Origin of the sequence: Marmoricola sp. URHB0036 (assembly GCF_000426045.1) — a bacterium.
GTDB lineage: Bacteria > Actinomycetota > Actinomycetes > Propionibacteriales > Nocardioidaceae > Marmoricola.
The window spans coordinates 434,753-452,705 of the sequence record NZ_AUEP01000004.1 but is presented as its reverse complement, the minus strand read 5'-3'; the positions used below and the strand labels follow the sequence as shown (position 1 = coordinate 452,705).

Sequence of the window (17,953 nt, the reverse complement as noted above, 5' to 3'; positions counted from 1 at the left end):
CCGTTTCGTATGACGTGCAGCGGCTCGCCTCGGCACGGGGATATCCCGTGGCCCGGAGTGCCACCTCAGCCCCACACTGGGGGGCGAGAGGAGGAGTGATGATCGAGCCCACGGTCACCGAGGACGAGCTGACCCGCGAGACGCCGAGCGTCCGGCAGCTGCCGCGGATGCTCACCCCGTTCCGCATCCCGGCCTACCGCAGGATGGCGGTCGCGCTGGCCTGCGGCGCCTTCGCGTACGGCGTGTGGACCGTGGCTCTCGTCTGGGAGGTCATCCGACTCGGTGGCGGACCGGCGCAGCTCTCCGTCGTCTCGACGGCCGGCGCGATCGGCGTACTCCTTCCGGCCCTGCTGGCGGGCGTGATCGCCGACCGGGTCCCGCAGAAGCTGATCGTGATGACCGTCGCCAGCGCCGAGGTGGTCAGCTACACCGTCGTCACCGTGCTGTCGCTGGCCGGAGCCACCGAGCTGTGGCACCTCGGCGTCGTGTCGTTCTTCCTCGGAGCGGGGATGGCGTTCTACTACGCGGCGTACTCCGCCTGGCTGCCCGCGATCGTGCCCGAGTCCGACCTGATGGCCGTCAACGGCTTCGAGGGGATGGTCCGGCCGCTGGTGGCGGAGGCCATCGGCCCCGGCGTCGCCGGTGTCGTCGTCGGGATCGCCTCGCCGGCCTGGGCGTGCCTGGTCGCAGCGGTCGTCGCGACGGTCGGTGTCGTCGTCCAGATCCGACTCCCGCGTACGCCGGTGCGACGCGACCTCTCGACCGTGGACGTCCACCCGGTGCGCGGAGCCCTGCACGACATGCGCGACGGCATCTCCTACATGCTGCGTACGCCGTGGCTGCTCGCCACCCTGCTGTTCGCGTCGCTGATGGTGCTCGCGGTGATGGGTCCGCTCGAGGTGCTGATCCCGTTCGTAGTCAAGGACCGTCTGGGAGGCAATGCCGGAGACCACGCGATGGTGCTCGCCTCGTTCGGGATCGGCGGTGCCGTCGGATCGATGGTGATGGCCTCGCTGCGGATGCCGCGTCGCTACCTCACCTTGATGAACCTGATGTGGGGCGTCGCCTGCCTGCCGATGATCCTGATGGGTCGCGCGTCGGCGGTCTGGGTCGTGGTGGCGTGCGCGTTCGTGCTGGGCGCTCTGTTCAGCGCGCCCATGGTGATCTGGGGGACGCTGCTCCAGCGCCGGGTGCCCGCACACCTGCTGGGGCGGGTCGCCTCGCTGGACTTCTTCGTCTCGGTGAGCCTGATGCCGATCTCGATGGCGCTGGCCGGACCGGTCTCGAACGCCATCGGCCTCGCGGACACGTTCCTGCTGGCCGGCGTGACCCCGCTCGTGTTCGCGGTGGTCGCGATCCTGTGGGCGAGGCTGCCGCAGGACGAGATGGCGCACCCGCTCGACTGACTCGCCCTTTTCGAGGGAGCCCATCTGCGGCGGACAGGGCAGGATGTCCCCGTGATCGACTGGCTGCGCAGCCTCTCCGTCCCCCAGTTCCTGCTGGTGGTCGTGGCGGCGTTCGCCGTGCTGTCGATCCTGTCGGCGCTGCTGACCTGGGTGCTCGTCCGACGCGGGCTGCACACCCCGTGGGCGATCCGGCGGATGAACCGGCTCTCCCTCTGGGCGATCGACCTGGTCAAACGGCCGATCACGGTCGCCGTGCTGGACGAGGTGAGCGCGGTGCTCGCGTCGGGCCACTACACGAAGAACATCTCCACTGCGCTGGTGGAGAACCACGACGACCTGGTCGCTCTGGTGGCCGAGAAGGTGCGCAACGACCCGGCGGCGCGCGTGGTCTCGCACCTGCCCGGCTACGACACGATCGTGCACCAGGTCAGCGAGACCACCCTCCGCGTGCTGATCGAGATGCTCGGTGACCCGCGCATGGACGACCTGATCTCCGATCTGCTGCGCAACAACATCGAGCAGATCAAGGACGCAGTGCGGCAGCGACGCGACGACCCGGAGCCCGTCGTACCCAAACCGGCGGTCTCGCCGATGAGCGGACGGCCACCGGTCTAGTCGCCCCCTCCCGTCAGCGACGGACAAAAGGGATAAGGCGCGTACGCTCGGGGCAGCGAACAGCTGAGCCCGGCCATCGACGCCCGTGGCGTATGTCGTCTCTCGAGGAGCCAACCCCGGTGAAGAACGTCGGAATCATGTCCATGCAGCGGATCTACAACTACGGATCCTCGTTGCAGGGCTACGGTCTGCGTCGGCTGCTCGAAGGTCTCGCCGACGACGTCAACGTGTCCTTCGTCGACTACCGACCAGGCCCGATCCTGGTCAAGGACGCGGCCGCGGCCGAGCCGACGTCCAAGGTCGGACGGGTGATCTCGAAGGTCCGGGAGTACAACCAGGTCGACGCGAAGCTGTCCGACCGCATGCGCTTCCTCAACCACAAGAGGACGTACGGCGCCCGCAACTTCCCGATGCTCGGCATCACCCCGCAGCCCAACCACGACCTCGATCTCGACGTCCAGGTGATCGGCAGCGACGAGGTCTTCAACTGCGTGCAGGGCAACACCCGGGTCGGCTACTCGCGTGACCTCTTCGGCCACGAGTCCCCAGCCAGGAAGGTGATCTCCTACGCCGGGTCGTTCGGCAACACCACCCTGGACAAGCTCGAGGCCTTCGGGATCCGGGGTGACCTGGAGCGCGACTTCGCAGCGTTCGCGGCCATCTCGGTGCGCGACGAGAACTCCGCGCGCATCGTCGAGGCCCTGACCGGGCAGCGGCCGACGGTCAACGTCGACCCGGTGCTGGCCTACGACTACATGAGCCTGGAGAGCCGCATCCCCAAGGAGCGCCAGCGCGAGGGCAAGTACGTCATCGTCTACGGGTACGGCGGCCGGCTGAACAGCCAGGAGAACGAGATCCTGCGGAAGTACGCCCGCAGCATCGGTGCCGAGATCCTCTGCTTCGGCGGCGTCCAGGAGTGCTGCGACCGGTTCGTGAACTGCGACCCGTTCGAGCTGCTGGCCTACTTCCGCGACGCGGAGGCCATCGTCACCGACACCTTCCACGGCACGATCTTCGCGCTCATCAACAACCGTCCGTTCGCCACGATCATCCGGCGCAGCGTCGGCCACGGCTACGGCAACGAGGAGAAGCTGGGATACCTGCTGGACACCTTCGGGGTCTCCTCCCAGCGCGTGACCGAGATGGGCGCGATCAGCGAGATCCTCGGCCACCAGGTCGACCACCAGCGGGTCAACGAGACCTTGGCGCGCGAGCGGGCCAGGACTCGCGACTACCTCGAGACCGCCGTCCGCTGAGGTCTGCCTAGTCGGTCAGCGCGTCGCGGACCGGCAGGAACTTCGCCTGCGCCTCGGCCAGCTCGGCCTCGGGGTCGGAGTCGGCGACGATGCCGCAGCCGGCGAACAGCCGCACCTGGTGCGCCTCGATCTGCGCCGAGCGCAGCGCGATGCCGAACTCGCCGTCACCGTCGGCGTCGATCCAGCCGACCGGTCCGGCGTAGCGGCCACGGTCCATGCCCTCGATCTCCGCGATCAGCTCGACGGCCACCTTGGTCGGCGTACCGCCCACGGCCGCGGACGGGTGCAGCGCGGCGGCCAGCTCGAGGACGCTGGCGCCGTCGGAGTCGTGCACGACGCCGGTGACGTCGGTGGCCAGGTGCATCACGTTGGGCAGGTGCAGGACGAACGGCACCTCGGGCACGTTGGTGGAGGAGCAGTACGGCGCCAGCGAGTCGGCGACCGAGCGCACGGCGTACTCGTGCTCCTCGAGGTCCTTCGAGGACCTCGCCAGCTGGCCCGCGAGGCCGGCGTCGCGCTCGTCGTCGCCGGTGCGCCGGATGGTGCCGGCCAGCACCCGCGAGGTGACCAGGCCGCGCTCGCGACGTACCAACAGCTCCGGGGTGGCGCCGAAGAGCCGGTCGACGTGGAAGGTCCAGCACATCTGGTAGCCCTCGGCCAGCTCGCGCAGCGGCCAGCGCACGTCGATCTCGACGTCGGCGGTGGCGACCAGGTCGCGGGCCAGCACGACCTTCTCCAGCTCGCCGGAGCCGATGCGGCGTACGGCGTCGGCCACCACGGACTCCCAGGCGGCGCCGCTCATCGCCCCGTCGGCGAAGGTCACGTTGCGCGGCGCGGGTGGCATCGGCTGTGTGTCGAGCTGCGGCATCGGGGCCAGCTCGTCCTGACCGATGATCGTGACCCAGGACCGCCCGCGCCGGGTGCCGACGATGACGCGCGGCACCACGAGGACGCTGTCGCCCGGGTCGTCGGCGAAGCCGAAGCTGGCGAAGCAGATCAGGCCAGTGCCGGGGGTGCGCACCTCGTCGCGGACGAACGCCGAGCTCGAGACCTGCTGCCACCAGTCGGCGGCGTCGGCGAACCGGTCCGGGCCGCTGGTGCGGCAGCGCGCGGCCACGCCCCAGGCGACCATCCCCTCGCCGCGGCGCAGCCAGGCCATCGGCTCGTCGGAGGGAAGCAGGTCGAGCAGCGACGCCGGCATCGAGTCGGGGGCGACCACCTCGACGGTGCGAGCCACCAGACGGCCTGGGGGCGCGTCGGCGGCAGGGGGGCTGGTCACGAGCACCGAGCCTACGCGGTGACCGAAGCCACTCCTTCGCCCGGATCCGGTGAGTGGATCACGACCAGTAGATGACCACCTTGTCGCCGATGTCCACCTGGTCGAAGAGCCACTGGATGCCCGCGTAGTCGCGCACGTTGACGCAACCGTGGGAGGCGCCGAGGTAGCCGCGGGCGGCGAAGTCGGAGGAGTAGTGCACGGCCTGGCCGCCGGAGAAGAACATCGCGAACGGCATCGAGGAGTCGTAGAGGTGCGAGACGTGGTCGCGCGACTTCCAGCCCACGTGGAAGAGGCCTTCGCGGGTCGGGGAGTACGACGCACCGAAGCGCACCGCCATCGTCCGGCGTAGCTTCCCGTCGACGACCCAGCGGATCGTGCTGCTCTGCTTGTCGATGCACATCGCGCGCCCGGTCAGGCAGCGCGGGTCGAGTCGGGCATCGGTGTGCAGGTCGCCCGGGAGCCGGTTGGCCAGCTCGTCCCGGGTGGGCGTGCGCGTCATCTCGTGCAGCCGGTCGAGGGTGCGCTGGTCGACGTACCCGGTCTCGGCGATCCGTCGCTTGTCCTGGAAGCCCTTGATCGCGGCGGTGGTCTGCTTGTCCCAGGTGTCGCCGACGTCGCCGAAGTACCACGCGAGCTGGCGCAGCCGGGCCTGCAGGTCCCGCACCTTCGGCCCGTGGTCGCCGACTCCGAGCAGCCGTGGTCCGGGCTCGGGCACCTGGACCGGTCGCTGGGAGGGCAGTGGCGCGGTCACCTGGCGCGGTCGTGGGGCGGGCGTGGGTGTGGGCGTGGGCGACGCTGAGGTCGACGGTTCGGGGGAGGTGATGACGACTGCCTGGACGGCGGTTCCGGTCGGACCGGAGTCGGAGGTGGCCCGCGAGACGCCGTACCCCAGCGCGCACGTGCCCGCGAGCACGCCGGAGATCATGGCCACACTGGCCACTCTGGTCACTCCAGCACCCATGCCGGACATCTTCGCCCCGTCGTACCTCTCCGGCCGCGCGACGCACCGGATGACCCGCTGCATAGGGTGGCGCCGTGACGCGAGCGAGCCTGGAGAAGAAGCCGGCCGAGGTGCAGGCGATGTTCGACGACGTCGCGAAGCGCTACGACCTGACCAACGACGTCCTCTCCCTCGGCCAGGACCGTCGCTGGCGGCACGCGGTCGTCGCGGCCGTCGCTCCGAAGCCGGGCGAGATGGTCCTCGACCTCGCGGCCGGCACCGGGACGTCGTCCCAGCCGTTCCTCGACGCCGGCGCCACCGTGGTGCCCTGCGACTTCTCGGTCGGCATGCTGCGTGAAGGCAAGCGCCACCGCGGCCACCTGCCGTTCACCGCCGGCGACGCCACCCGGCTGCCGTTCGCCGATGACACCTTCGACGCGGTGACGATCTCCTTCGGCCTGCGCAACATCGTCGACCCCGACGCCGGACTGAGCGAGATGCTGCGAGTGACCCGGCCAGGCGGCCGGTTGGTGGTCTGCGAGTTCAGCTCACCGACCTTCGCGCCCTTCCGGACCGTCTATATCGAGTACCTGATGCGCGCCCTCCCCACGGTCGCCCGCGCCGTCTCCTCCAGCCCGGACGCCTACGTCTACCTCGCCGAGTCCATCCGCGCCTGGCCCGACCAGCGCGGCCTCGCCACCCGGATCGAGCAAGCCGGCTGGCACACCCCGGAGTGGCGCAACCTCTCCGGCGGCATCGTCGCCCTCCACCGCGCCACGGCCTAGGTTCCTGTCTCGGTGGTTGAGGAGGGCCGGCCACGGCCCGTCTCGAAACCACTGGCTGCGTTGCGTGGTCGATCGCACCCGCCTGGTGCTGGCGATCGACCGCACAGCGAGATCGACCCGGCGAGCCGCCGTACGTCGGTGCGGTGGTCTCGACTGATCGCTCGCTGGCGCTCGCTGCTCGACCACCCTGTGAACGCGCTGAGCGCCGGGGGTTCAGGGCTTCGAAACAAACAAGGTGGTCGAGCAACGAGCGGAGCGAGCGGATAGTCGAGACCACTCGCGGCGACCCAAGTGATGGCCGTACGTCGGTCGAGTGGTTTCGAGACGCTCGCTGGCGCTCGCTCCTCAACCACCGAAGGACAACGTGGTCGACTGTCTCGGTGGTTGAGGAGGGCCGGCCACGGCCCGTCTCGAAACCACGGGTTCCGGTGCGGTGCTCCTGCCCCGGGTAGTCCGATGCACACGGCCCCTGTCGGGTGTCCTGGAAGGGTCCTGATACATCGGACTATCCGGCTCCACTGACCCTTCTCCGAGGTCAGAGCCCTGGGTCAAATAGGCAACGTCCTTGTTGGTTAAATGCGCTGGTCAGAGCCTGAATTCGGATGGACGGGGGAGGGTTCGCGCGATGTGATCCAGACCTCTATGCTGATGCCCGTCACGAGTTCGTGAAGACATTCACATGTTCACGAATGCGGTGCCGATCGAGGAGGATCATGTCGCTCTACACACCGGTCCTGGCACTCGCGATCCTCGCTGCGGGGTTCGCGATCTTCTCGGTCGTGATCAGCTCCCTGACCGGGCCGAAGCGCTACAACCGCGCCAAGCTCGACTCCTACGAGTGCGGCATCGAGCCGACTCCGCAGCCCGTGGGCGGCGGCCGGTTCCCGGTCCGCTACTACATCACCGCGATGATGTTCATCGTCTTCGACATCGAGATCGTCTTCCTCTACCCGATCGCAGTCGCCTTCGACCAGATGCAGCTCTTCGGGCTCATCGAGATGGTGCTGTTCATCGTCCCCGTCTTCGTCGCCTACGTGTACGTGTGGCGACGAGGCGGCCTGGAGTGGGACTGACGACCGCGTGACCACCACCTGACTCAAGCGCACACGACAGAGGGACTGAGAGCTTTATGGGCATCGAGGAGAAGCTCCCCAGCGGCGTACTCCTGACGACCGTCGAGGGCGTCGCGGGCTACATGCGCAAGGCGTCCTTCTGGCCGGCCACCTTCGGTCTCGCCTGCTGCGCGATCGAGATGATGACCAGCGGCGGCCCCAAGTACGACCTCGCGCGGTTCGGCATGGAGGTCTTCCGGGCCAGCCCACGCCAGGCCGACCTGATGATCGTGGCCGGTCGGGTCAGCCAGAAGATGGCGCCGGTCCTCCGCCAGATCTACGACCAGATGGCCGAGCCCAAGTGGGTCCTCGCCATGGGTGTGTGCGCGAGCTCGGGCGGGATGTTCAACAACTACGCGGTCGTCCAGGGTGTCGACCACGTCGTGCCCGTCGACATGTACCTCCCCGGCTGTCCGCCCCGGCCAGAGATGCTCATCGACGCGATCCTCAAGCTGCACGACCAGGTCCAGCACGCCAAGCTCGGCAGCAACCGCCTCGCCCAGATCGAGGAGCTCGAGGAAGCCGGCCTGAACGCGCTGCCCACCAGCCAGATGAAGGGCCTGATGCGCTGATGGCCGAGTCGACCGACGGCACTGACGCACCCGAGGGCAAGGAGGTCATCGCCGGCACCCAGGACCACTCCCTCGACACCGTCCGCGAGACCTCCGACGAGGTGATCACCCGTCGTCAGGGCATGTTCGGCGTGCACGGCACCGGCGACACGTCGGGGTACGGCGGGCTCACCCGCACCGTCGAGATGCCAGGAGCCACCGAACCGCCGTACGGCGGTTGGATGGACGACGTGGCCACCGCGCTCGCGGAGGCGACTCGCGCCGGTGGGCTCGAGAGCGCCGTGGAGAAGGTCGTCGTGCACCGCGGCGAGATCACCTTCTTCGTACGCCGCGAGGACCTCGCCGCCACGGCCCGGCTCCTGCGCGACGACGAGAAGCTGCGCTTCGAGTTCTGCTCGGGCGTGAGCGGGGTGCACTACCCCGACGACACCGGTCGTGAGCTGCACGCGGTCTACCACCTGCTCTCGATGACCCACAACCGGCGGATCCGGCTCGAGGTCACCTGCCCCGACGCCGACCCGCACATCCCCAGCGTGGTGGCGACCTACCCCACCAACGACTGGCACGAGCGCGAGACCTTCGACTTCTTCGGCATCATCTTCGACGGCCACCCCGCACTCACCCGCATCCAGATGCCCGACGACTGGCCGGGCCACCCCCAGCGCAAGGACTACCCGTTGGGCGGAATTCCGGTCGAGTACAAGGGCGGAACCATTCCTCCGCCGGATCAAAGGAGGTCGTACAGCTGATGACGACTGTTCCTTCCGACTGGTCAGCCCAGCGGGCAGTCCAGGACGCTCTGTCTGATGGCGGCCTCCGGCCGCGGAGGCTGGGCGGCATTCCAGTGGAGTACAAGGGCGGCACCATCCCGCCGCCCGATCAGCGACGGAGCTACAGCTAATGAGCCACCCCACGACGTTCCTCTCCTCCGCTTCGCTCCCCCGAACAACGCCGCGGGGACCCCGACTTCTCATGGTTGGTGTTTCCAATGACCGCTGAGCAAGACGCCTACGCACCCGCCTCCGAGACCAGCCAGGGACGGGTCTTCACCGTCACCGGCCAGGACTGGGACTCGATCACCGAGGGCATCGCCGACGAGCACGACAACAAGGTCGTCGTGAACATGGGTCCCCAGCACCCGTCCACCCACGGCGTGCTGCGGCTGATCCTCGAGCTCGAGGGCGAGACGGTGACCGAGGCCCGCTGCGGCATCGGCTACCTGCACACCGGTATCGAGAAGAACATGGAGTTCCGCTCCTGGGTGCAGGGCGTCACCTTCTGCACCCGGATGGACTACCTGAGCCCGTTCTACAACGAGATGACCTACTGCCTCGGCGTGGAGCGGCTGCTCGACATCGAGGAGGACATCCCGGAGAAGGCGCAGGTCATGCGCGTGCTCCTGATGGAGCTCAACCGGATCTCCTCCCACCTGGTCTGCATCGCCACTGGCGGCATGGAGATCGGCGCGCTGACCGTGATGACGATCGGCTTCCGCGAGCGCGAGCTGGTGCTCGACCTTTTCGAGCTGATCACCGGCCTGCGGATGAACCACGCCTTCATCCGTCCCGGGGGCGTCGCCCAGGACATGCCGGCCGGCGCGATCGACCAGATCCGCGACTTCATCACGCTGATGAAGAAGCGCCTGCCCGAGTACGCCGCGCTCTGCAACGCCAACCCGATCTTCAAGGCCCGCCTCGAGGGCGTCGGACACCTCGACCTCGCCGGCTGTCTGGCCCTCGGCATCACCGGACCGCCGTTGCGGGCGACCGGGTACCCGTGGGACCTCCGCAAGAGCCAGCCCTACTCCGGCTACGAGGACTACGAGTTCGACGTACAGACCTGGGACACCGCCGACTCCTACGGGCGCTTCCGGATCCGCCTCAACGAGATGTGGGAGTCGCTGCGCATCGTCGAGCAGGCGGTCGACCGGCTGGCCGGTCTCGACGGCGCGCCGGTGATGGTCGGCGACAAGAAGATCGCGTGGCCCAGCCAGCTGGCCATCGGCAGCGACGGCATGGGCAACAGCCTCGACCACATCAAGCACATCATGGGCGAGTCGATGGAGGCCCTGATCCACCACTTCAAGCTGGTCACCGAGGGCTTCCGCGTCCCCGCCGGCCAAGCCTACGTCCCGATCGAGTCGCCACGTGGCGAGCTCGGTGCCCACGTCGTCTCCGACGGTGGCACCCGACCGTTCCGCGCCCACTTCCGCGACCCGTCCTTCACCAACCTCCAGGCGACCTCGGTGATGAGCGAGGGCGGCATGGTCGCCGACGTCATCGTCGCCATCGCCTCGATCGACCCCGTGATGGGAGGAGTCGACAGGTGAGTGAGAACCGAATCCCGGGCGTCGACGACGGCACCAACGCCTCCGCCGTCTCGACGACGCAGGTCAAGGCCGAAGCACCCTTCGACCCGACGACGTACGCCGAGCTGGAGGAGATCGCCGCCCGCTACCCGCAGGCGCGCTCCGGCCTGCTGCCGATGCTCCACCTCGTGCAGAGCGTCGAGGGGCAGGTCACCTCGCGCGGCATCGAGGCCTGTGCGGAGATCCTCGGCATCAGCGCGGCCGAGGTGAGCGGTGTCGCGACGTTCTACACGATGTACAAGCGGCGTCCGGTCGGCGACTACCACGTCGGCGTCTGCACCAACACGCTCTGCGCGATCATGGGCGGCGACCTGGTCTTCGAGCGACTCAAGGACCACCTCGACATCGGCAACGACGAGACCACCGACGACGGCAAGATCACCCTCGAGCACATCGAGTGCAACGCCGCGTGCGACTACGCCCCGGTGATGACGGTCAACTGGGAGTTCATGGACAACATGACGCCCGAGTCGGCGGTCCAGCTCGTCGACGACCTGCGCTCGGGCACCGAGGTGCACTCGACCCGCGGTCCGCGGCTGTGCACCTGGCGCGAGGCCGAGCGGGTGCTGGCCGGCTATCCCGACGACCTCGCCGACGAGGGACCGTCGGCCGGACCGGCGTCGCTGGTCGGGCTGAACATCGCACGTGAGCAGGGATGGACCGCGCCGTCGGTCAAGCAGGCGAGGCAGTCCGCCGCCGAGCCCGACGCGGCCGAGGGCGACACCACCGCCGACAAGGCCGAGGGCAGCCACGAGGCGGAGCACCAGGAGTCCGCCGCCAAGGTCGAGGAGTCCGGCGCCGACGCCAAGCACGAGGACAACCCGGCCAACCCGGGAGAGGACGAGAAGTGACGGACACATTGACCCCGGTCCTCACCGACAACTGGGGTGCGGATCGCTCCTGGACGCTCCAGGCCTACGAGGACCAGGGCGGGTACGCCGCGCTGACCAAGGCCCTTGCCATGCCGCAGGACGACGTCATCGAGGCGGTGAAGGCCTCCAACCTCCGCGGTCGTGGAGGAGCCGGCTTCCCGACCGGCATGAAGTGGGGCTTCATCCCGCAGGACAATCCCAACCCGAAGTACCTCGTGGTCAACGCCGACGAGTCCGAGCCCGGGACCTGCAAGGACATCCCGCTGATGATGGCCAGCCCACACACGCTGGTCGAGGGCGTCATCATCAGCTCCTACGCGATCCGCGCCAACACCGCCTTCATCTACGTGCGCGGTGAGGTGCTCCACGTGATCCGGCGGCTCCAGCGCGCCGTGCAGGAGGCCTACCTCGCCGGTCACCTCGGCAAGGACATCCACGGCTCGGGCTACGACCTCGACCTGATCGTGCACGCCGGTGCCGGCGCCTACATCTGTGGCGAGGAGACCGCGCTGCTCGACTCGCTCGAGGGCCGTCGCGGACAACCCCGGCTCCGGCCACCGTTCCCGGCCGTCGCAGGCCTCTACGCCAGTCCGACCGTGATCAACAACGTCGAGTCGATCGCCTCCGTGCCCAGCATCATCGATCGCGGTGCTGAGTGGTTCGCCTCGATGGGCACCGAGAAGTCCAAGGGCTACGGCATCTTCTCGCTCTCCGGCCACGTCACCAACCCCGGCCAGTTCGAGGCGCCGCTCGGCATCACGCTGCGCGAGCTGATCGACCTCGCCGGTGGGATGCGCGAGGGCCACGAGCTGAAGTTCTGGACCCCCGGCGGGTCCAGCACCCCGCTGCTGACGGCCGAGCACCTCGACGTCCCGCTCGACTTCGAGGGCATCTCCGAGGTCGGCTCGATGCTCGGCACCCGCGCGCTGCAGATCTTCGACGAGACCACCTGCGTGGTCCGCGCTGTGCTGCGGTGGACGGAGTTCTACAAGCACGAGTCGTGCGGCAAGTGCACGCCGTGTCGTGAGGGCACCTGGTGGCTGGCCCAGACGCTGGCCAACCTCGAGCAGGGCCGCGGCGCGGCCTCGGACCTCGACCTGCTCGACGACGTCTGCGACAACATCCTCGGTCGCTCGTTCTGTGCGCTCGCCGATGGTGCCGTCAGCCCGATCACCTCCTCGATCAAGTACTTCCGCGAGGAGTTCCTCGCCCACCTCGAGCACGGTGGGTGTCCCTTCGACCGCAACGCATCGGCGATCTTCGGCCGTGTGGAGGCGACGGCATGACGACCACTCCCGAGAAGAGCCAGCAGAAGGCGCCGGAGAAGTCCGACGAGGTCACCCTGACCATCGACGGCGTCGAGGTCTCGGTGCCCAAGAACACCCTGGTGATCCGGGCTGCCGAGCAGATCGGCGTCCAGATCCCCCGGTTCTGCGACCACCCGCTGCTCGCTCCCGTCGGTGCCTGCCGCCAGTGCCTGGTGGAGGTGCCCGACGCGGGCAACGGCCGAGGCATGCCGAAGCCGCAGGCCTCCTGCACCATCACCGTGGCCGAGGGCATGGTGGTCAACACCCAGGCCACGTCGCCGGTGGCCGAGAAGGCCCAGGCCGGCCAGATGGAGTTCCTGCTCATCAACCACCCGCTCGACTGCCCGGTCTGCGACAAGGGCGGCGAGTGTCCGCTGCAGAACCAGGCGATGAGCAACGGCCGCGGCGAGACCCGGTTCACCGAGCACAAGCGGCTCTACCCCAAGCCGATCAACATCTCCTCGCAGGTCCTTCTCGACCGCGAGCGCTGCGTGCTGTGCGCGCGTTGCACCCGGTTCTCCGAGCAGATCGCCGGTGACCCGTTCATCGCGCTGATCGAGCGCGGTGCCCTGCAGCAGGTCGGCATCTACGAGAAGGAGCCGTTCGAGAGCTACTTCTCCGGCAACACCATCCAGATCTGCCCGGTCGGTGCACTCACCTCCTCGTCGTACCGGTTCCGCTCGCGTCCCTTCGACCTGGTCTCCACCCCGTCGGTCGCCGAGATCGACGCCTGCGGCTCGGCCATCCGCGTCGACCACCGCCGCGGCAAGGTGATGCGCCGCCTCTCCGGCGACGACCCCGAGGTCAACGAGGAGTGGATCACCGACAAGGACCGCTTCTCGCACCGCTACGCCGAGCTCGACGACCGGCTCACCTACCCCAGGGTCCGCGACGAGGAGACGGGCGAGCTGCGTGCGGCGAGCTGGCCCGAGGCGTTCGTGGTGGCGGCCCGCGGCCTGGCCACGGCGCGTGCAGCCGGCGGCGTCGGCGTGCTCACCGGCGGTCGCCTGACCGCCGAGGACTCCTACGCCTACTCGAAGTTCGCCCGGGTGGCTCTCGGCACCAACGACATCGACTTCCGCGCCCGCGCCCACTCCGCGGAGGAGGCCGAGTTCCTGGCCGCCCACGTGGCGCTGACCGGCCCCGACGGTGGCGGCGTGACGTACGCCGACCTCGAGTCGGCCCGGTCGGTCGTGCTCGTCGGCTTCGAGCCGGAGGACGAGGCCGGCACCGTCTTCCTGCGACTGCGGAAGGCGGCCCGCGGACGGCTGCTGCCGATCTACTCGATCGCACCCTTCTCCTCGCGTGGCCTGCACAAGATGTCCGGCACGCTCATCGCGACCCGGCCCGGAGACGAGCCGGCCGCGATCGAGGCACTGGCCCACGACGGCAGCGTCGCCCTCGACAGCGGCGGCGTCATCCTCGTCGGCGAGCGACTGGCCGCCGTGCCGGGTGCGCTGTCCGCGGTGTCGAAGCTGGCGATGACCACCGGCGCCAAGCTGGCCTGGATCCCACGCCGCGCCGGTGACCGCGGTGCGGTCGAGACCGGTGCCCTGCCGACGCTGCTTCCAGGTGGCCGCCCGGTCGCCGACGCCTCCGCCCGTGTCGACCTCGCCACCGCGTGGGGCGTGGACCACCTGCCCGACGTGGCGGGTCGTGACGGTGACGCCATCGTGGCGGCCGCCGCTGTCGGCGAGCTCGGCGGACTGGTCGTCGGCGGGGTGGACCCCGCCGACCTGCCTGACCCGGAGCTCGCGCGTCAGGCGATCGAGCGGGCCGGCTTCGTGGTCGCCCTCGAGCTGCGTGAGTCCGACGTCACCCGGGCCGCGGACGTCGTCTTCCCGGTCGCTCCGGTGACCGACCGCTCCGGCACGTTCGTCAACTGGGAGGGCCGGGTCCGACCGTTCGGCAAGGTCCTGCACAACCCCTCCTCGCTGCCCGACCTGCGCGTCCTCGCCGGCATCGCCGAGGAGATGGGGACCGGCCTGACCCATGGGCTGGGCTTCCGGACCTCCGAGCAGGTGTGGGCCGAGATGATGCAGGTGGGTCCGTGGGACGGCGAGCGGACCAGGATGACCAGTGGTTTCGAGACGGTCGCTGACGCTCCCTCCTCAACCACCGAGGAATTGGTGCTCGCGTCGTGGAAGCAGTCGCTCGACGACGGTCGGATGCAGGACGGCGACGACGCCATGCGTCGTACGGCGCGCAAGCCGGTCGTGCTCGTCGGACCGGCCACCCTCGAGGCACTCGGTGCCACCCCCGGAGACGCGGTCACGCTGACCGGGCCGCTCGGCTCGCTCGACCTCCCGATCGGCGTCGCCGACCTCGCGGAGGGCACCGTCTGGGCCCCGGCCAGCGCCCCCGGCTCGTCGGTGCGACACCGCGTGGGTCCTGCCGGTAGCCCGGTCTCGATCACCACCATCGTGGGAGGCCACCAGTGAGTGCCCTGATCCCGCTCGACACCAGCGCCGGCCTCGGGGCCTTCGGCCACGACGTGTGGTGGATCATCATCATCAAGGCAGTGCTGATCTTCGTGATCCTGGTGCTGCTCACCCTGTTCAACATCTGGTGGGAGCGCCGCGTGGTCGCGCGGATGCAGCACCGCATCGGTCCCAACGTGCACGGTCCGTTCGGCCTGTTGCAGAGCCTCGCCGACGGGGTGAAGCTCGCCCTCAAGGAAGACATCATCCCGAAGGCGGCCGACAAGCTGGTCTTCGTCCTCGCGCCGGTCATCGCGACGGTGCCGGCCTTCGTGACCTTCTCGGTGATCCCGTTCGGCCCGGTCGTGCACATGTTCGGGCAGGAGACGCCGCTCCAGCTCACGGACATGCCGGTCGCGGTCATCTTCGTGATGGCGATCGCCTCGATCGGCATTTACGGCATCGTGCTCGGCGGCTGGTCCAGCGGGTCGACGTACTCACTGCTCGGTGGGCTGCGGTCGAGCGCGCAGATGATCTCCTACGAGGTCGCGATGGGGCTCGCGCTGGTCGCGGTCTTCCTCCACGCCGGCTCCATGTCGACCTCCGAGATCGTCGAGTCGCAGAAGGACGTGTGGTTCGCGTTCACGCTGATCCCGTCGTTCGTGATCTACGTGATCGCGATGATCGGTGAGACCAACCGGGCGCCGTTCGACCTGCCCGAGGCCGAGGGCGAGCTCGTCGGTGGCTTCCACACCGAGTACTCCTCGCTGAAGTTCGCGCTGTTCTTCCTGGCCGAGTACATCAACATGGCCACCGTCTCGGCCCTCGCCACCACGTTGTTCCTCGGCGGCTGGCGGGCACCGTTCTGGATCGACACCTTCTGGCCAGGCGCCAACGAGGGCTACTGGCCGTTCCTGTGGTTCATGGGCAAGGTGCTGTTCTTCATCTTCATCTTCATCTGGCTGCGCGGTTCGCTGCCGCGGCTGCGCTACGACCAGTTCATGGCCTTCGGGTGGAAGTGGCTGATCCCGGGCTCGATCGTCTGGATCCTGCTGGTCGCCACCGTCCGGGTGATCGACCTGCGGGGAGGCATCGACCGCGCTTGGCTGATCGGCGGGGCCGCCGTACTCCTCGTCGCGTTCGTCGCGCTGATGTTCATCCCGGACCGCGAACCCGAGGCCGAGGCGTCCGAGGACGAGGACTTCGACGCGTTCGCCGGCGGCTACCCGGTGCCGCCGATGCCGGTCGGCTCCGACCACGACTACACAGGAGGGCAGCGCTGATGGCGACCCTGAAGGAGCAGCTCTGGGACCCGGTCGCCGGGTTCGGAGTCACGTTCCGGACGATGTTCCGCAAGGTCGTCACGGAGCAGTACCCGTTCGAGAAGAACCCGACAGCGCCACGCTTCCACGGACGCCACCAGCTCAACCGCTGGCCCGACGGCCTCGAGAAGTGCGTCGGCTGCGAGCTGTGCGCCTGGGCCTGCCCGGCCGACGCCATCTACGTCGAGGGCGCGTCGAACACCGAGGACGAGCGGTTCAGTCCCGGTGAGCGCTACGGCCGCGTCTACCAGATCAACTACCTGCGCTGCATCCTGTGCGGGCTGTGCATCGAGGCGTGCCCGACCCGTGCGCTGACCATGACCAACGAGTACGAGCTGGCCGACAACAACCGCGCCGACCTGATCTACGAGAAGCAGGACCTGCTCGCCCCGCTGCTGCCGGGCATGGAGCAGCCGCCGCACCCGATGAAGCTCGGCCAGGACGAGGGCGACTACTACCGCGGCACCCTGCGTCGCCAGGACGAGGTCCAGCACGAGGAGGGCAGCGCATGACCGCCTTCTGGATACTGGCCCCGATCATGGTGGTCTGCGCGCTGGGGCTGCTGTTCGCCCGCAAGGCCGTGCACTGCGCCCTGCTGCTCGCGGTCGTGATGATCAGCCTGGCGGTGCTGTACGCCGTGCAGGACGCGCCCTTCCTGTTCGCGGTGCAGATCATCGTCTACACCGGCGCCATCCTGATGCTGTTCCTGTTCGTGCTGATGCTCGTCGGCGTCGATGCCTCCGACTCGGTCGTGGAGACGATCCGCGGCCAGCGCCTGCTGGCCGCCGGCTTCGGCCTGGTCTTCGGGGTGACCCTCGTGCTCGGTGTCGCCCAGGTGGGCATCGGCGCGGTCACCGGCCTGACCAAGGCCAACGAGGACGGCAACGTCCCGGCGATCGCCCAGGTGCTGTTCACCAAGTACGTCTTCGCCTTCGAGGTCACCTCGGCGCTGCTGATCACCGCCGCCCTCGGCGCGATGGTGCTCGCTCACCGCGAACGCCTCACCCCGAAGCCGACGCAGCGTGCTGCCGCCGCGCAGCGGATGCGCGACTACGCCGAGCACGGCAAGCACCTCGGCCCGCTGCCTCCACCCGGAGTCTTCGCCCGCCACAACGCGGTCGACACTCCGGCGCTGTTGCCGGACGGCAGTGTGTCGGAGGCCTCGATCTCGCGCGTGCTCGCGGCCCGCGGCTCGGTCAACCGGTCGCCGGGCAGTGCCACCCAGGTCGAGCGCATCGGAGGCGACGACACGTCGGTGCCGCCCCGTGACGACTCCGCCGACCAGGGAGGTTCCGGCAGATGAACACCCCAATCGACTGCTCGCTCCGAGGCCCTGCACTGGCGCGGGTTGCCTTGCAGCTCCGCTCACACTCGATCGGGGACCCCGTATGAGCGCCACCCCCTTCATCGTGCTGTCCGCGATCCTGTTCACGATCGGCGCCGTCGGCGTGCTCACCCGGCGCAACGCCATCGTGGTGTTCATGTGCGTCGAGCTGATGCTCAACGCCAGCAACCTCGCGCTCGTGACGTTCTCGCGGGTCAACGGCAACCTCGACGGCCAGATCGCGGCGTTCTTCGTGATGGTCGTGGCCGCCGCCGAGGTGGTCGTCGGGCTCGCGATCATCATGACCATCTTCCGCACGCGTCGGTCGGCCTCGGTCGACGACGCCAGCCTCCTCAAGTACTAGGTGACCGCCTT

The 17,953-nt window shown here is 68.9% G+C and carries 17 protein-coding genes; 15 read left to right on the top strand and 2 right to left on the bottom strand.

From position 1 onward, the window contains the following. The first annotated feature begins 98 nt into the window (after positions 1 to 98). The 3 genes from H976_RS0104865 (at position 99) to H976_RS0104855 (ending at position 3,277) form a co-directional block, all read left to right on the top strand. The gene (locus H976_RS0104865) at positions 99 to 1,406 is read left to right on the top strand and encodes an MFS transporter (protein ID WP_051276191.1); all 1,308 of its coding nucleotides are present in this window, start codon (positions 99 to 101) and stop codon (positions 1,404 to 1,406) included. Positions 1,407 to 1,457: 51 nt separating this feature from the next. Then, the gene (locus tag H976_RS24555; RefSeq protein ID WP_051276189.1) at positions 1,458 to 2,021 is read left to right on the top strand and encodes a hypothetical protein; all 564 of its coding nucleotides are present in this window, start codon (positions 1,458 to 1,460) and stop codon (positions 2,019 to 2,021) included. A gap of 119 nt (positions 2,022 to 2,140) precedes the next feature. Beyond that, positions 2,141 to 3,277 carry a polysaccharide pyruvyl transferase family protein gene (locus H976_RS0104855; RefSeq protein ID WP_027860630.1) on the top strand — a complete coding sequence of 379 codons (1,137 nt, stop codon included), beginning with the start codon at positions 2,141 to 2,143 and terminating at the stop codon, positions 3,275 to 3,277. A 7-nt stretch (positions 3,278 to 3,284) separates the two neighbouring features. Here H976_RS0104855 and H976_RS0104850 read toward each other — a convergent pair whose 3' ends face one another. Both H976_RS0104850 and H976_RS0104845 read right to left on the bottom strand, forming a co-directional pair. Beyond that, positions 3,285 to 4,556, bottom strand: a complete 1,272-nt coding sequence (locus tag H976_RS0104850; RefSeq protein WP_036224733.1) for an isochorismate synthase MenF — start codon at positions 4,554 to 4,556, stop codon at positions 3,285 to 3,287. A 58-nt stretch (positions 4,557 to 4,614) separates the two neighbouring features. After that, positions 4,615 to 5,517: a L,D-transpeptidase family protein gene (locus H976_RS0104845; protein WP_196803953.1), complete on the bottom strand. Its 903-nt coding sequence runs from the start codon at positions 5,515 to 5,517 to the stop codon at positions 4,615 to 4,617. A 74-nt stretch (positions 5,518 to 5,591) separates the two neighbouring features. Here H976_RS0104845 and H976_RS0104840 point away from each other — a divergent pair, with 74 nt between their 5' ends. From H976_RS0104840 to nuoK, 12 genes are all read left to right on the top strand, one after another. Further along, the gene (locus tag H976_RS0104840) at positions 5,592 to 6,281 is read left to right on the top strand and encodes a demethylmenaquinone methyltransferase (RefSeq protein WP_027860627.1); all 690 of its coding nucleotides are present in this window, start codon (positions 5,592 to 5,594) and stop codon (positions 6,279 to 6,281) included. 713 nt (positions 6,282 to 6,994) lie between these two features. Further along, the gene (locus H976_RS0104835) at positions 6,995 to 7,354 is read left to right on the top strand and encodes an NADH-quinone oxidoreductase subunit A (protein ID WP_027860626.1); all 360 of its coding nucleotides are present in this window, start codon (positions 6,995 to 6,997) and stop codon (positions 7,352 to 7,354) included. Between the two features lie 56 nt (positions 7,355 to 7,410). Further along, entirely contained in the window at positions 7,411 to 7,965 is a 555-nt protein-coding gene (locus H976_RS0104830; protein WP_027860625.1) for an NADH-quinone oxidoreductase subunit B family protein, read from the top strand. Continuing rightward, on the top strand, positions 7,965 to 8,714 hold the full coding sequence (locus H976_RS0104825; RefSeq protein WP_027860624.1) for an NADH-quinone oxidoreductase subunit C: 750 nt from the start codon (positions 7,965 to 7,967) through the stop codon (positions 8,712 to 8,714). The genes H976_RS0104830 and H976_RS0104825 overlap by 1 nt, the downstream gene beginning before the upstream one ends. Positions 8,715 to 8,953: 239 nt before the next feature. Continuing rightward, the gene (locus H976_RS0104820; protein WP_027860623.1) at positions 8,954 to 10,294 is read left to right on the top strand and encodes an NADH-quinone oxidoreductase subunit D; all 1,341 of its coding nucleotides are present in this window, start codon (positions 8,954 to 8,956) and stop codon (positions 10,292 to 10,294) included. A gap of 11 nt (positions 10,295 to 10,305) precedes the next feature. Then, entirely contained in the window at positions 10,306 to 11,184 is an 879-nt protein-coding gene (nuoE, locus tag H976_RS24550) for an NADH-quinone oxidoreductase subunit NuoE (protein ID WP_081682680.1), read from the top strand. Then, positions 11,181 to 12,491 (top strand): NADH-quinone oxidoreductase subunit NuoF, encoded by a 1,311-nt coding sequence (gene nuoF / locus H976_RS0104810; RefSeq protein WP_027860622.1) that lies wholly within the window; start codon positions 11,181 to 11,183, stop codon positions 12,489 to 12,491. Before nuoE ends, nuoF begins: the two co-directional genes overlap by 4 nt. Further along, complete coding sequence (locus H976_RS0104805; RefSeq protein ID WP_027860621.1) at positions 12,488 to 14,953, top strand: NADH-quinone oxidoreductase subunit G; 2,466 nt, start codon at positions 12,488 to 12,490, stop codon at positions 14,951 to 14,953. The genes nuoF and H976_RS0104805 overlap by 4 nt, the downstream gene beginning before the upstream one ends. Beyond that, positions 14,950 to 16,215, top strand: coding sequence for an NADH-quinone oxidoreductase subunit NuoH (gene nuoH, locus H976_RS0104800; RefSeq protein ID WP_036224543.1), 1,266 nt, complete (start codon positions 14,950 to 14,952; stop codon positions 16,213 to 16,215). The genes H976_RS0104805 and nuoH overlap by 4 nt, the downstream gene beginning before the upstream one ends. Beyond that, positions 16,215 to 16,766 (top strand): NADH-quinone oxidoreductase subunit NuoI, encoded by a 552-nt coding sequence (gene nuoI / locus H976_RS0104795; protein ID WP_027860619.1) that lies wholly within the window; start codon positions 16,215 to 16,217, stop codon positions 16,764 to 16,766. Before nuoH ends, nuoI begins: the two co-directional genes overlap by 1 nt. Next, complete coding sequence (locus tag H976_RS24545; RefSeq protein ID WP_051276187.1) at positions 16,763 to 17,557, top strand: NADH-quinone oxidoreductase subunit J; 795 nt, start codon at positions 16,763 to 16,765, stop codon at positions 17,555 to 17,557. The genes nuoI and H976_RS24545 overlap by 4 nt, the downstream gene beginning before the upstream one ends. A gap of 85 nt (positions 17,558 to 17,642) precedes the next feature. Beyond that, positions 17,643 to 17,942 carry an NADH-quinone oxidoreductase subunit NuoK gene (gene nuoK, locus H976_RS0104785; protein ID WP_027860618.1) on the top strand — a complete coding sequence of 100 codons (300 nt, stop codon included), beginning with the start codon at positions 17,643 to 17,645 and terminating at the stop codon, positions 17,940 to 17,942. Positions 17,943 to 17,953 lie beyond the last annotated feature (11 nt).

Bases quoted from the DNA above. Each gene is read 5' to 3' on its own strand.
- H976_RS0104830 (WP_027860625.1), top strand. From the start codon at position 7,411: ATGGGCATCGAGGAGAAGCTCCCCAGCGGCGTACTCCTGACGACCGTC.
- H976_RS0104820 (WP_027860623.1), top strand. From the start codon at position 8,954: ATGACCGCTGAGCAAGACGCCTACGCACCCGCCTCCGAGACCAGCCAG.
- H976_RS0104835 (WP_027860626.1), top strand. From the start codon at position 6,995: ATGTCGCTCTACACACCGGTCCTGGCACTCGCGATCCTCGCTGCGGGG.
- H976_RS0104845 (WP_196803953.1), bottom strand. From the start codon at position 5,517: ATGGGTGCTGGAGTGACCAGAGTGGCCAGTGTGGCCATGATCTCCGGC.
- H976_RS24545 (WP_051276187.1), top strand. From the start codon at position 16,763: ATGACCGCCTTCTGGATACTGGCCCCGATCATGGTGGTCTGCGCGCTG.
- nuoI (WP_027860619.1), top strand. From the start codon at position 16,215: ATGGCGACCCTGAAGGAGCAGCTCTGGGACCCGGTCGCCGGGTTCGGA.
- H976_RS0104825 (WP_027860624.1), top strand. From the start codon at position 7,965: ATGGCCGAGTCGACCGACGGCACTGACGCACCCGAGGGCAAGGAGGTC.
- nuoK (WP_027860618.1), top strand. From the start codon at position 17,643: ATGAGCGCCACCCCCTTCATCGTGCTGTCCGCGATCCTGTTCACGATC.
- H976_RS0104805 (WP_027860621.1), top strand. From the start codon at position 12,488: ATGACGACCACTCCCGAGAAGAGCCAGCAGAAGGCGCCGGAGAAGTCC.
- H976_RS0104865 (WP_051276191.1), top strand. From the start codon at position 99: ATGATCGAGCCCACGGTCACCGAGGACGAGCTGACCCGCGAGACGCCG.